The following is a 12,475-nucleotide window of genomic DNA, read 5'->3' as shown; positions in this document are numbered from 1 at the left end:
GTGCTCACGTTGATCACTCCTGCACCCCACTGCTGCAAAAAACAGCAGGGTAGGTGGATAACGTGGCTCAAAATTGGGCGTGACGGATGCCCTTTAGTGGCTCAGTTTTGCTCGTGATTCAACAGCCGGGGGATCAGGTGCGCGTACTTGGCGTTGGTCGCACACGTCCTGATGGTCGTTTCTGTCTTGCCAATGAGGGAGGCAAGTTGCTCGATGAACAGAATCCGTGGCAGATCGGCAGGCGGGGCCACAGGCAGCAACGAAGGAGCGATGCAGACGGGGGCGAATCCCTCTGCCACAGCTTGCGCGACCGGCTTGGTTGCGCTTTTTGACCGTGCGGGGCGTGATGAGTCGCCAGTACGGGCGACCGGAGATGATCTCGGCATAGGAGTCTCACAAGCAAACGCGCTTGCGAGAGCCGGTGCTGTTGGTTGCGGCGCATCAAGTTCAGAAACTTGACGTTCTTCGCCGCACCTCACGGGGCCTTGATCACTTGGGCTTGATGGCAGGTGTCGGTTGCGCTTGCGCACCTGCATCTACACCCTGGCGGGTACACGCCGAGCGTTGAGTTGCTCTTTCGACCAGGTTATCTCTCAGTTGGCCTGATCTCCCTGCCTCTCGCGCCTTGGGCTACACAGCGTTCTTGTAGGGCGCTAGGCAGGAGCGCTGTTATGTCCACCCATGCATGACAGTATGGGGAAATTCACAGCATCGTCAAGCGGTAAGCCTTGGCCTCGCCAACCCACGGCGCCCCCCAGTCAAAACCACATCGACTTGTTGGGCCATTCTTGGGCCATTGAGGGCCAAGATTTACTCCGAATCGGCATTCATGACGATCAAAAGCAAAAAAGCCCAAGTGCTTGATTCACTAGGGCTTTTCCGTTTTTTGTCTGGTCGGGGTGAGAGGATTCGAACCTCCGGCCTCTACGTCCCGAACGTAGCGCTCTACCAGGCTAAGCTACACCCCGTCTCTGATCCGCTGCTCAAGAAGAGCGCTTGATCGAGTCAGACAGCAATTCTAGCATGGCTTCTCGCCATTGCGACGCAGGGAGTGCATCCAGGCAACGTTTTGCCACGTCGGCCTGGGCCTCGGCGGCCTCGCGTGTGGCTTGCAAGGCCCCCGTGGCCTTCACGATCTCGATGATCTGCGGCATGCGCTCGACCTCGCCGTGAACGATGGCTTCCCGGATCAGGGCCGACTGCTCGGGCGTGCCGCGCTGCATGGCCACCAGCAGTGGCAGGGTCGGCTTGCCTTCGCGCAGGTCGTCGCCAATGTTCTTGCCCAGTTCGGCCGTGCTGCCTTCGTAATCCAGCAGGTCGTCGATCAGCTGGAAGGCGGTGCCGATGGCGCGGCCGTACGACGCGCAGGCCTCTTCGATCTCGGCCGGCGCATCCGAGATGACGGCGCCCAGGCGGGCGCTGGCCTCGAACAGCTTGGCGGTCTTGTATTCGATGACACGCAGGTAGTCGTCCACCGAGATGTCGGGGTCGTGCATGTTCATCAGCTGCAGCACCTCGCCCTCGGCGATCACGTTGGTGGCCTCGGCCAGCACCTCCATCACGCGCAGGCGGTTGGTCGACACCATCATCTGGAAGGCACGCGAGTACAGGAAGTCGCCCACCAGCACGCTGGCCGCGTTGCCGAACAGCGCATTGGCCGTCTTGCGGCCCCGACGCAAATCGGATTCATCGACCACGTCGTCGTGCAGCAGCGTCGCGGTGTGGATGAACTCGACCACCGCGGCCAGTTCGTGACGGTGCGGCGTGTCCTCGCCCAGCGCACCGGCCACCAGCAGCAGCAGCATCGGACGCACGCGCTTGCCGCCGGCACTCACGATGTAGTGCGAGATCTGGTTGACCAGCGCCACCTTCGAGGCCAGGCGCTGGTGGATGACCTCGTCCACCAGGGCCATGTCGGCGGCGGCAAGGGCTCGGTAGCTGGCGGGTGGCGTGGTGGAAGCGGTCACAAGCGCAAGGGGTTGGGAGGTAACGGAACGCGTCATTATAGGAAGGCAGGCCGGCCGCATCCGAGGCACCACAGTGGCTGGCGGGTCTGCAGCCGGTGGCCGACAATGGCAGGTCCAAGGCCTCCTGATCCACACCATCATGAACAGCCCGCACACCGCCCCGCTGGCGCACGCGTCGCATCCCGCTTTCACGCCCGCCCTGAGCCTCGCCATCATCGGCGCCGGCCCGGCCGGGCTGAGCCTGGCCCTGCAGGCGGCTGCGGCGCTGCCCAAGGCCCGCATCACCGTGTTCGACGCCCGCAGCGCCAGCAAGGACATCTCGGGCGACGCGCGCACGCTGGCCCTGTCGCTCGGCACCGTGCAGGAGCTGCAGCGCATGGGCGTGTGGGATGCCATCGAGCAGGCCGGCCAGACGGCGCCCATCCGCGAGGTGCACGTCTCGCAGCAGCAGCCCACCGTGCTGTGGCCCGGCGCGCAGCAACCCCAGGTGCGCATCACCGCGCAGGAGCAAGGCGTGCCGCGGCTGGGCGTGGTGTGCAGCTACGGCACGCTGGTGGCGCCGCTGCAGCAGGCCTGGCTGACGGCGGTCAGCGCCTCGCCCGAACGCCTGGCCATGCGCTTCGACACCCCGGTGCGCGGCTTCAAGCCGCTGGGTGATGACGGGGTCGAGATCGATGCCGACATCGCCGAGCGCTTCGATCTGGCCGTGGTGGCCGAGGGCGGCGTCTTTGCCGACCAGGCCAAGCTGCAATGGCCGCGCGGCGTGAGCCACGATTACAACCAGACCGCGTGGGTCGGTCAGGTCCGACTGGATGACACCGGCACACCCGGCACGGCCTTCGAGCGCTTCACGCCCTCGGGGCCGGCCGCCCTGCTGCCGCTGCCGGACGGCGCGATCGAGCCCGGTGGCCCGGTCGGACGACGCGCGGCCCTGGTGTGGTGCGTCAACGCGGCAGACGACCCCGTGCGCGACCTGACGCCGGCGCAGCGCCTCACGCTGCTCAACACCGTGTTCCACCCGGATGTCGGGCAGCTGATGGCCCTGTCACCGCTGAAGGCATTTCCGCTGGGTCTCAATGCCCACCGCCGCCTGGTGGAAGACGGCGCCGTGGTCCGCATCGGCAATGCCGCGCAGACCATGCACCCGGTGGCGGGCCAGGGCTTCAACCTCGGCATGCGGGACGTGCACGAACTGCTGGCCGCGTTGAAGGCCGAGACCTGGGCGCCGCCCGCAGGCACGCAAGGCACGCTGCAACTCGATGCCACCGCACGCGCCAGCCGCGTGCAGCACGCGCTGCGCCGCTTCGAACGCCGCCGTCAGCCCGACCGCTGGGCGCTGCTCGCCACCACGGATTTCCTGGCGCGCAGCTTCACGTGGCCGGCCCCCATCCTCGCCACGGCGCGCGGCCTGGGCCTGGGCGCCGTGCAGGCGCTCGGCCCGGTCAAGCGCCTGGTGGCCCGCTCGATGATGTTCGGCTGGCGCTGAGCCGGCGGCCTTCCGACCCGCTCGGCGCATCCGCCGGGCGGCTCAGGGTGCGGCCCATGCGGCCGGAGCGGGGACAGCCAACCGATCCGGCGCCGCCGTCGACCCACCATGGGCCAGCGTCAGGGCCCAGGCAGCGATGGCGGCGAACAGGGTGTGCTGCAACAACTTCTTGCGCATGAATCGGCTCCAGGAATCAGTGCGCCCATCCTAGGCAAGCCGCTGGCTGGCAATGCACCAAACAGGGCACCTCCGACCGTGCACTTCAGCACGATTTGTTCCCCTCCCCCCTGGCAGCCGCAGGCGCACTGACCTCCAGCCCGGCATCGCAACCGATGCCCGACGCGATCACGCGGCGCACCCAGCGGCGCCACAGCCGGTGCCACCACGCCGGACGCCCGCCATCGGCAGACGGGCCGGCCGTCACATCGGCCTCGCCCATCAGGCCGCAGACATAACGACCGCCCGCATCCGACCACTTCAGGGCCGCACAGGCCCCCGTGCGCCGGCGGCTCACCAGCACCCCCACCGGGCACGGCTCGGCCAGACAGCACACGCCACAGCCATTGCACGGCTGGCCTTCAGGCGGCTTGGGCGGTGCCTCGGGATGAATGTGGATGACTTGCTCGCGCGCGGGCATGGCGGCAGCATACGTCGGGCCACCGGGCGCCATCGCGGGAAATGGGCCCCGGGCTCGTCAGGGGCCTCACCGGGTCACCATTGAGACGGGAGCAAACCGACGGCGTGCAACGGCCGGGCCCGTGCGAGACAATAGCCGGATGAACACCGCCGCCACCTCCCTCGCCCCGTCGGCCGACCTGCCCGTCGACCAGTACATGGACGCCGTGGGCCGCGCCGCCCGCGTGGCCGCCACGGCCATGGCCGCCTCCAGCACGGCCGCCCGCAACAACGTGCTGCTGGCCCTGGCCGGCCAGATCCGCGCCCACGCTGGCGAACTGAAGGCCCGCAACGAGGCCGACATCATCGCCGCCGAAAAGAACGGCCTGGCCGCCCCCATGGTCGACCGCCTGCGCCTGACGGACAAGGTCATCGAGACCATGGCCGAAAGCTGCGAACAGGTGGCTGCCCTGCCCGACCCGGTCGGCGAGATCACCAACGTGCGCCGCCGCCCCACCGGCATCAGCGTGGGCCAGATGCGCGTGCCCATCGGCGTGTTCGGCATGATCTACGAGTCGCGCCCCAACGTGACCATCGAGGCCGCCTCGCTGGCCATCAAGAGCGGCAACGCCTGCGTGCTGCGTGGTGGCTCGGAAGCCATCCACTCCAACCTGGCGCTGTGGAAGCTGGTGCAGGCCGCGCTCACGCAGGTGGGCCTGCCCGCCAACGCCGTGCAGCTGGTGCAGACCACCGACCGCGCCGCCGTGGGCCAGCTCATCGCCATGCCGCAGTACGTCGATGTCATCATCCCGCGCGGCGGCAAGGGCCTGATCGAGCGCATCAGCAACGAAGCCCGCGTGCCGGTCATCAAGCACCTTGATGGCAACTGCCACACCTATGTCGACAGCGAGGTCGACCTGGACCTGGCCGTCAAGGTGACCGACAACGCGAAGACGCAGAAGTACAGCCCCTGCAATGCGACCGAATCGCTGCTGGTGCACAGCCAGCAGGCAGCGGCCTTCCTGCCCCGCATCGGCAAGGTGTTTGCCGACAAGGGCGTGGAAATGCGTGCCGATGCCCGCGCCAAGGCCATCCTGGCCGACGTGCCGGGTGCCAAGGTGGTCGATGCCACCGAGCAGGACTGGTTCGAGGAATACCTGGCCCCGGTGATCGCGGTGAAGGTGGTCGACTCTCTGGACGAGGCCATCGCCCACATCAACCATTACGGCTCGCACCACACCGACGCCATCCTGACCACCAACCACCCCAACGGCATGCGCTTCATCCGCGAGGTGGATTCGTCCAGCGTGATGATCAACGCCTCGACGCGTTTTGCCGACGGCTTCGAATACTGCCTGGGCGCCGAGATCGGCATCAGCACCGACAAGTTCCACGCGCGCGGCCCGGTCGGCCTGGAAGGCCTGACCTCGCTGAAGTTCGTGGTGCTGGGTCAGGGCGAAGTGCGCAGCTGATCGCAGGGGGCGCCCATCGCCCCGCCACTCCCCCCGACCGGAGCCCGGCCCCATGCCGGGCTCTTGCTTTGATCTCCTCATGGACCTCACGCCGCTCAACGTCGCACTGATGCTGCTCGCCTCCACGGCCGCCGGCCTGGTCGATGCCATCGTGGGCGGCGGGGGGCTCATCATGGTGCCCTCGCTGTTCGGGCTGTTCCCGCAGGCCGTGCCGGCGACGCTGCTGGGCACGAACAAGGCGGCATCCATCTGGGGAACGGGCTGGTCCGCCTTGCAGTACGCGCGCCGCGTGAAGCTGCCATCGGCCCGGCTGATGGGCGCGCTGGTGGCCACCGTGCTGGGCAGCGTGGTGGGAGCCTGGCTCGCCACCCGCGTGCCGGCCGACCGTTTCCGGGCCGCGCTGCCGGTGGTGCTGGCCGCCGTGTGGGGCTACACCCTGTGGCGCAAGGACCTGGGGCACACCCACCTGCCGCACTGGACCGCCCGCACCGAAACGCTGATCGCCACCGCCATCGGCGGCGTCATCGGGTTCTACGATGGCGTGTTCGGCCCCGGCACCGGCAGCTTCTTCGTGTTCGCCCTCGTCCGTGGACTGGGCTGGGATTTTCTTCACGCCAGCGCGGCCGCCAAACGCCTGAACTTCGCCACCAACGCGGCAGCGCTGGCCTGGTTCATCCCGCACGGCCATGTCGTGTGGGCGCTGGCGCTGCCCATGGCGGCGGCCAACGTGCTGGGCAGCAGCATCGGCACCCGGCTGGCGCTGCGCCATGGTGCCGGCTTCGTGCGCCTGGCCTTCCTGGTGGTCGTCGGAGCGCTGATCCTCAAGACGGGCGTGGACGCCTGGCTGCGCTGAAGAACCGGCTCATGCTCTGAGCCGTTGTGCCATCAACGCGCGGCAGGCCCGCTGTACGGCATCCATCCAATCGCACCCGCGTGCAGACTCTGCACGATCAGGCGCCCGCCGGACTCGGTCGCCGCCGTGGTCTCCGGGTAGCCGCCATCCGGATCCTGCAGGTCGTCCACGATGCGGCCCTGTTCGTCGAACGCCAGCACATGCCCATACGGCTTGGGAACCGGCCACATCGACCGCGGCAACCGCAGCGTGAACGCGCGGATGAACGGCCGCGGCCCGCCCGCGTCGATCACCGGGCTGCGCGGCTTCGTCAGGCCCACCCAGATGCGCCCGCCCTCCCCTGCGGTCAGGTTGTCGGGAAAGCCAGGCAGGTTGTCGATCAGCACGGTGGCGGCCTGCTGGCGCAGCGCGTCATCCAGCGTGGGCACGCCGTTGTCGCCCGCGCCCGTCCGTACCAGCGACAGCTTGGCCAGGTCCACCTTCAGAATGCGGTAGGTGCCGGTCTCCGACAGGAACAGGCTGCGCCCGTCGCGCGAGAACGCCAACCCGTTCGGGAAGCACAGCCCTTGCAGGGCCACGCGGGCCACTCCCAGGGCCGGATCCAACGCGATCAGGCGTCCGCTGCAGCTGTGCTCGAGGATGTCGAGCACGCTGGCCTCGAAGGTGCTGCCGACCGCTTTCGCCCCGAAGCGCCGCGAGGCGTCGGTCAGCCAGATCGTGCCCCGGGCATCGACCTTCACCGCATCGGCATAGCGCACCGGGTCATCCGGGCCGGGGTGCTGCACGCGGTCGAGCAGGGTTTCGACCTGGGCCTGTGGTCCGCTGCCGGTCACACGAAGCAGGCCGCGCATGGCGTCGGCGACCAGGAGACGCCCTTGCGGGTCGAGATCCAGCCCCAGGGGGCGTCCACCGGTGTTGGCCACCAATTCGCGCGTGCGGCCATCGAGCGACAGCTTCAGCACATCGCCGTTGTCCAGCCCGGTATAGAGCGCATCCGGCGTGGCCAGGATGTCCTCGGGTCCGTGCTGCCCCTCGGCCAGCGGCCAGGTCTGCAGGCCCGCCAGGCGGGTGTTGGCGGCATGGGCGCCGGTGTAGCCCGCGTCGGCAGGTGGCTGCCATGCGCGGGGCTGGATCGGCACAGGCCAGAAGGCCAGGTAGGCCGCCAGGGCAATGACGGGCGTGGCCCAACTGGCCAGCGCCATGAGGCGACCACGCTGGCGCACGGGTGGGGTCGAAATCATCGGTCAGATCCTCCGTGGGAAGGCCGCAGTGTCGCCGACCGATCCATGGGGCTCGGTGCGGAAACACCCGCCTCCCCCCTGACCGGATGGGCGCGCTGGCACGGCGCCATTGAGGCCCCCTATCGACGCGATCCAATCACCCGACTGGACTGCCAGCGGAGGCCCTCAGACAATGAGAACCATTCTCAAACGCATCGCCTCCAGGAGTTCCCCATGGCCAAGACCGCAACATTCGGCGTGATGCACGTGCTGACCTCGTTCACCGTGACCTACGCGCTGACCGGCAGCATCACCATCGCCGGTGTCGTGACCTTCGTCGAGCCGCTGGTCAACACCGTGATGCACTACTTCTTCGACAAGTACTGGGACCACCCGGTGGCCCGCCGCGTGCGGAACCAGCTGGCCCGTATCTGCACGGCGCTCAAGGTGCCCACGCGGATGCCGGCCACGCAGACAGAGCGGGCATGAAAAAGGGCGCCCCATGGACGCCCTGATGCGGTGCGCGGTCGGGCCGCCAGAGTCCGGCCCGGCCGAGATCATTTCTCCACGAAAGCGCGCTCGATCACGTAGTCGCCCGGCACGCCCTGCGATTCCGACACCTTGAAGCCCGCGTCGTCCAGGATCTGGCACAGATCCTTCAGCATCGAGGGGCTGCCGCACATCATGGCGCGGTCGTTCTCCGGGCTGAGCTGCGGCAGGCCCACGCCCTTGGCCAGCTCGCCGTTCAGGATCTGGTCGGTCAGGCGGCCCTGGTTGCGGAAGGGCTCACGCGTGACCAGCGGGTAGTAGATCAGCTTTTCCTGGATCAGCTCGCCCAGCAGTTCGTGCTGCGGCAGTTCCTTGCTGATGAAGTCGTGGTAGGCCAGCTCGCTCACGTAGCGCACGCCGTGCACCAGCACCACCTTCTCGAACTTCTCGTAGGTGTACGGGTCCTGGATGATGCTCATGAACGGCGCCAGACCGGTGCCGGTACCGAACAGGTACAGGTTCTTGGCCGGAGTCAGGTCGTCGACCACCAGCGTGCCCACGGCCTTGCGGCCAACCAGGATCTTGTCGCCCGGCTGGATCTTCTGCAGGCGCGAGGTCAGCGGGCCGTCCTGCACCTTGATCGACAGGAACTCGAGGTGTTCCTCGTAGTTGGCGCTGGCCACCGAGTAGGCGCGCATCAGCGGCTTGCCGTCGACCATCAGGCCGATCATCACGAAGTGGCCACTGGAGAAACGCAGCGACGGGTCGCGCGTGGTCCGGAAGCTGAACAGCGTGTCGTTCCAGTGGTGGACGGAGGTGACGGTTTCTTCGTTGAACGCGGCCATGATCGGATCGGATCTGAAAGAGCTTGGCGAGGGCAGCCGGGCGCACACCGCCCGTCTGTCAGGAAAACCCTGTATTGTCGCCCAGAATGCAGCGCCCCACCGGCGCGGTCGCCGGGGGCCCCGTATCCCTGGGGCCTTTGCCGCGCTTGCGCTATGCTGCATCACAGCAAGTCCCCCGCCCGCGCCTTTCGCGGACGCCTGTCGCCGTTGCCTGCATGAGCACCCCGTCTCCTTCCGACCTCGACCCCCGTACCGCCCTCGTCGTCTTCTCTGGCGGACAGGATTCCACCGTCTGCCTGGCTTGGGCCCTGTCGCGCTACAGCCAGGTCGAAACGATCGGCTTCGACTACGGCCAGCGCCATCGTGTCGAACTGGTCTGCCGCAACCGGGTCCGCAGTGAACTGGTCAGCCACTTTCCGCAGTGGGGTGCACGGCTCGGCATGGACCACGTGATGGACCTGCGGCTGCTCGGCCAGCTGTCCGACACGGCCCTGACCGAAACCCGGGCCATCGAGATGCAGGCCAACGGCCTGCCCAACACCTTCGTGCCCGGCCGCAACCTGCTGTTCCTCAACTTCGCGGCGGCACTGGCCTATCGACGCGGCGCTTCGGTGCTGATCGGCGGCATGTGCGAAACCGATTACTCCGGCTACCCGGACTGCCGGGACAACACGCTCAAGGCGCTGCAGGTCGCCATCAGCCTCGGCCTGGACTCGCCGATGACGATCGAGACCCCGCTGATGTGGCTCACCAAGGCGCAGACCTGGGCCTTGGCAGACCAGCTGGGCGGCCCCGAGCTGAACGACCTCATCGTCGAACACACCCACACCTGCTACCTGGGCGAACGCCAGCAACGACACGACTGGGGCTACGGCTGCGGCCTGTGCCCGGCCTGCGAACTGCGCGCCCAGGGCCACGCCGAATGGCTGGCCCGTTCCCGACCTGCTGCCTGACGACCTCTGCCGCCGATGTCCATCTCCGAAGTGATCCTGTTCGCCCTGGCCGCCGTGGTCCTGTTCTGGGCCGTGGGGGCCTACAACCGGCTGGTCCGGCTGCGCAATGAAATCGCCAACGCATTTGCGCAGATCGACGTGCAGCTCAAACGCCGCCATGACCTCATCCCCAACCTCGTCGAAACCGCCCGCGCTTACCTGCAGCACGAGCGCGACACGCTGGAGCGCGTGACCGCGGCCCGGGCGCAGGTCGTCGCTGCCACCGACCTGGTCAAGAACCAACCCAACCAGCCGGGCCCGATCAAGAGCCTGAACCTTGCCGAGGGCGCGCTGGCCGGTGCAATGGGTCGCTTCATGGCCGTGGTCGAGGCCTACCCCGAGCTCAAGGCCGACCAGCAACTGCATGACCTGCGAGAAGAGCTCACGCACACCGAAAACAAGGTCGCGTTCTCGCGCCAGCTGTTCAACGACGCTGCGCTGGACTACAACAACGCGGCGCACCAGTTCCCGGCCAACCTCATTGCCGGCCTGTTCGGCTTCAAGACGGCCGAGATGCTGCAGTCCACACAGACCGATGCCGAACGCGCGCCGGTTGCCGTGCGCCTTTGAGCGAACAAGCCACTGAGCCGATGAAGTTCCGTCGTCATCAGGAGGCTGCCGATCACCGCAGCCTGCGGCTGTACGCGTGGTTTGCGGTGATGCTGCTGGCGCTCGTGATGGCAGTCAACGGGCTGCTGGCTCTGGTGTGGCGGTTGGTGGCCCCCCTGGCCGACGGCTACCCGGCCCTGTTCTTCGAGACGAACACGGCCGTGATCGCCCTGTTCGTGCTGGGAGGCTGCTGGACCGAGACACGCCGTCTGCGCGACGGAGGCGGTCCACGGGTCGCCCACTGGCTGGGCGGCCGGGAGGTGGCCGAAGCCGAGGACGCGGCCCAACGGCGACTGCTCAACGTCGTGGACGAAATGGCCCTCGCCAGCGGGCAGCCCTTGCCCCGCGTCTACCTGCTGCACCGCGAAGACACCATCAACGCGTTTGTCGCAGGGTGGGCTCCTCAAGACACGGTGCTGTGCGTGACGCGTGGCGCACTCGAGCGGTTGGATCGCAGCGAGTTACAAGGCCTGGTGGCCCACGAGTTCGGCCACATCCGATCGGCTGACTTGCCCCTGTTCATGCGCCTGTTGGCGCTCGTTTGGGGCCTCTCTCTGGTCCACGGCTTCGGCCGCTCGCTGATGGAGCCGGGCGATGACCAACGCCACAGCCCGCTGGCCTGGGTCGTCGGGGCTGTGCTGGCCGCAATCGGCTGGCTGGGCTGGCTGGCGGGCCGCGCGCTGCAGGCAGCCGTGTCACGACAACGGGAATTCCATGCCGACGCCAGCGCCGTGCAATTCACCCGCTCGCGGGATGGCCTCGGCCAGGTGCTGCGCAAGGTCTGGCACGACCAGCAGGCGCACGCGGCCCGCCTGCACACCCCAGCAGCGGGCCTGGTGGCCAGCATGCTGCTGCATCAGCCCGCACAGGGCTGCCTGGCCACGCACCCACGGTTGTCAGAGCGCATCCGCCGTCTGTATGGCCGCCTCATGCCACCGCTGCCCGCCATGCCGGTGCGGGTCGACGCGGAACCACGTCGCCCCAGACCGGCCGTCGCGGCCGACGGTCGCGTGCTGGCAGCGGCCCCGTCTGCCACGCAGGCCGACGTGCACGCCCTGGCCCTGGCCACCCCCGACGACCGTGATGCGCTCGACCGCCTGCGACGGCTGGCCGGCCCCAATGAGCAACGCCTGGCGGTGCTGGCCCTGATGATGGATGCGGACAACGCCCGCGAACACAAGCTCTGGCGGAAGATGGCCGAAGGCCTGCCACATTCCGAACGCATCCTGACCGACGTGCGCTCACTGCTGCCAGGACGGCGCGTGCCCGAATTCGAGCGCCTGACTGCGCGCATGAGCGGAGCCCCGCTGGACCAGCGCCGGGCCGTCGTCGAAGCCGGCCGCGACTTGCTGAGGGCGGACGGCCGCGTCAGCCCACGCGACCGCCTGTGGTGGCTGAGCCTGCGTCACCGTCTCAATGACAGGCAGCGTGAAGCCCCGATGCTGCGGCCCGTCACAGGGCAGGGGCAGGACCTGAGCCAGCTGCCGTCTGATGCGCGGCACGCGGTCGCGAGTCTGTCGGTCTACCTCGCGCGCATCCTGCCGGAGGCAGAGGCGTCACCACCCACCGCTCAGCCCGACGCCGGGCCGACACGCTCCGAGCCGGCCCAGGGCTGGTTGATGGGCGTGGGCCAGCGTCTGGGCAAGGCCGACATCGCCGACCTCTCCTCACCCGACGCGGACCGCCTGATGCTGGCCCTGACCTCGGTGCAGGAGCTGTCGTGGATGGTGCGCCCGCTGCTGGTCAAGGCCTGGGTCGAGGAGGCCGTGAACCACAGCCCATACGGCGTGATGAGCCAAGCGACAGCCGATGCACTGCGGCTCATGGCCGGGCTGATCGACGCCCCGCTGCCCCCGATGCTGGCGAGCCATTACCCACGAGAAGCACCGGAGCGGCCCGAGCACAGCCGGTGAGCCACCTCGCTCGG

The 12,475-nt window shown here is 68.1% G+C and carries 12 protein-coding genes and 1 tRNA gene; 7 read left to right on the top strand and 6 right to left on the bottom strand.

Annotation, left to right across the window (positions count from 1 at the left end; translation table 11 throughout):
- Positions 1-891 precede the first annotated feature (891 nt).
- Both QZ709_RS14705 and ispB read right to left on the bottom strand, forming a co-directional pair.
- Positions 892-968 (bottom strand) — tRNA-Pro (locus QZ709_RS14705).
- A 15-nt stretch (positions 969-983) separates the two neighbouring features.
- Positions 984-1,967, bottom strand: coding sequence for an octaprenyl diphosphate synthase (ispB, locus tag QZ709_RS14700; RefSeq protein WP_294638134.1), 984 nt, complete (start codon positions 1,965-1,967; stop codon positions 984-986).
- 139 nt (positions 1,968-2,106) lie between these two features.
- Here ispB and QZ709_RS14695 point away from each other — a divergent pair, with 139 nt between their 5' ends.
- The gene (locus QZ709_RS14695; protein WP_294638132.1) at positions 2,107-3,453 is read left to right on the top strand and encodes an FAD-dependent monooxygenase; all 1,347 of its coding nucleotides are present in this window, start codon (positions 2,107-2,109) and stop codon (positions 3,451-3,453) included.
- 42 nt (positions 3,454-3,495) lie between these two features.
- On the opposite strand, the gene QZ709_RS14690 is transcribed toward QZ709_RS14695, so the two are convergent.
- Both QZ709_RS14690 and QZ709_RS14685 read right to left on the bottom strand, forming a co-directional pair.
- Entirely contained in the window at positions 3,496-3,630 is a 135-nt protein-coding gene (locus tag QZ709_RS14690) for a hypothetical protein (RefSeq protein ID WP_294638131.1), read from the bottom strand.
- A gap of 85 nt (positions 3,631-3,715) precedes the next feature.
- On the bottom strand, positions 3,716-4,090 hold the full coding sequence (locus QZ709_RS14685; RefSeq protein ID WP_294638130.1) for a hypothetical protein: 375 nt from the start codon (positions 4,088-4,090) through the stop codon (positions 3,716-3,718).
- Between the two features lie 196 nt (positions 4,091-4,286).
- On the opposite strand from QZ709_RS14685, the gene QZ709_RS14680 reads away from it, so the two are divergent.
- On the top strand, positions 4,287-5,540 hold the full coding sequence (locus tag QZ709_RS14680) for a glutamate-5-semialdehyde dehydrogenase (RefSeq protein ID WP_294638145.1): 1,254 nt from the start codon (positions 4,287-4,289) through the stop codon (positions 5,538-5,540).
- 79 nt (positions 5,541-5,619) lie between these two features.
- The gene (locus tag QZ709_RS14675; RefSeq protein WP_294638129.1) at positions 5,620-6,393 is read left to right on the top strand and encodes a TSUP family transporter; all 774 of its coding nucleotides are present in this window, start codon (positions 5,620-5,622) and stop codon (positions 6,391-6,393) included.
- A 32-nt stretch (positions 6,394-6,425) separates the two neighbouring features.
- Here the strand turns inward: QZ709_RS14675 and QZ709_RS14670 are convergent, their stop codons facing one another.
- On the bottom strand, positions 6,426-7,634 hold the full coding sequence (locus QZ709_RS14670; RefSeq protein ID WP_294638128.1) for an SMP-30/gluconolactonase/LRE family protein: 1,209 nt from the start codon (positions 7,632-7,634) through the stop codon (positions 6,426-6,428).
- A gap of 213 nt (positions 7,635-7,847) precedes the next feature.
- Here QZ709_RS14670 and QZ709_RS14665 point away from each other — a divergent pair, with 213 nt between their 5' ends.
- A complete protein-coding gene (locus QZ709_RS14665) occupies positions 7,848-8,102 on the top strand; it encodes a DUF2061 domain-containing protein (RefSeq protein ID WP_294638127.1) in 255 nt (84 codons plus the stop codon).
- A 68-nt stretch (positions 8,103-8,170) separates the two neighbouring features.
- On the opposite strand, the gene QZ709_RS14660 is transcribed toward QZ709_RS14665, so the two are convergent.
- Positions 8,171-8,947 (bottom strand): ferredoxin--NADP reductase, encoded by a 777-nt coding sequence (locus QZ709_RS14660; RefSeq protein ID WP_294638126.1) that lies wholly within the window; start codon positions 8,945-8,947, stop codon positions 8,171-8,173.
- Positions 8,948-9,162: 215 nt separating this feature from the next.
- Here QZ709_RS14660 and queC point away from each other — a divergent pair, with 215 nt between their 5' ends.
- From queC to QZ709_RS14645, 3 genes are read left to right on the top strand one after another with little or no spacing between them, the layout of a single operon-like run.
- Complete coding sequence (queC, locus tag QZ709_RS14655) at positions 9,163-9,900, top strand: 7-cyano-7-deazaguanine synthase QueC (RefSeq protein WP_294638124.1); 738 nt, start codon at positions 9,163-9,165, stop codon at positions 9,898-9,900.
- Positions 9,901-9,915: 15 nt separating this feature from the next.
- Positions 9,916-10,509 (top strand): LemA family protein, encoded by a 594-nt coding sequence (locus QZ709_RS14650; protein WP_294638122.1) that lies wholly within the window; start codon positions 9,916-9,918, stop codon positions 10,507-10,509.
- A 20-nt stretch (positions 10,510-10,529) separates the two neighbouring features.
- Positions 10,530-12,461: a M48 family metalloprotease gene (locus QZ709_RS14645; RefSeq protein WP_294638121.1), complete on the top strand. Its 1,932-nt coding sequence runs from the start codon at positions 10,530-10,532 to the stop codon at positions 12,459-12,461.
- The last annotated feature ends 14 nt before the right edge of the window (positions 12,462-12,475 follow it).

Source organism: uncultured Aquabacterium sp. (genome assembly GCF_913773725.1).
GTDB lineage: Bacteria > Pseudomonadota > Gammaproteobacteria > Burkholderiales > Burkholderiaceae_C > Aquabacterium.
This window is presented reverse-complemented; position numbering and strand designations above follow the sequence as displayed.

Coding starts and splice junctions, on each gene's coding strand:
- QZ709_RS14695 (WP_294638132.1), top strand. CDS start 2,107: ATGAACAGCCCGCACACCGCCCCGCTGGCGCACGCGTCGCATCCCGCT.
- QZ709_RS14690 (WP_294638131.1), bottom strand. CDS start 3,630: ATGCGCAAGAAGTTGTTGCAGCACACCCTGTTCGCCGCCATCGCTGCC.
- QZ709_RS14685 (WP_294638130.1), bottom strand. CDS start 4,090: ATGCCCGCGCGCGAGCAAGTCATCCACATTCATCCCGAGGCACCGCCC.
- QZ709_RS14680 (WP_294638145.1), top strand. CDS start 4,287: ATGGACGCCGTGGGCCGCGCCGCCCGCGTGGCCGCCACGGCCATGGCC.
- QZ709_RS14675 (WP_294638129.1), top strand. CDS start 5,620: ATGGACCTCACGCCGCTCAACGTCGCACTGATGCTGCTCGCCTCCACG.
- QZ709_RS14670 (WP_294638128.1), bottom strand. CDS start 7,634: ATGATTTCGACCCCACCCGTGCGCCAGCGTGGTCGCCTCATGGCGCTG.
- QZ709_RS14665 (WP_294638127.1), top strand. CDS start 7,848: ATGGCCAAGACCGCAACATTCGGCGTGATGCACGTGCTGACCTCGTTC.
- QZ709_RS14660 (WP_294638126.1), bottom strand. CDS start 8,947: ATGGCCGCGTTCAACGAAGAAACCGTCACCTCCGTCCACCACTGGAAC.
- queC (WP_294638124.1), top strand. CDS start 9,163: ATGAGCACCCCGTCTCCTTCCGACCTCGACCCCCGTACCGCCCTCGTC.
- QZ709_RS14650 (WP_294638122.1), top strand. CDS start 9,916: ATGTCCATCTCCGAAGTGATCCTGTTCGCCCTGGCCGCCGTGGTCCTG.
- QZ709_RS14645 (WP_294638121.1), top strand. CDS start 10,530: ATGAAGTTCCGTCGTCATCAGGAGGCTGCCGATCACCGCAGCCTGCGG.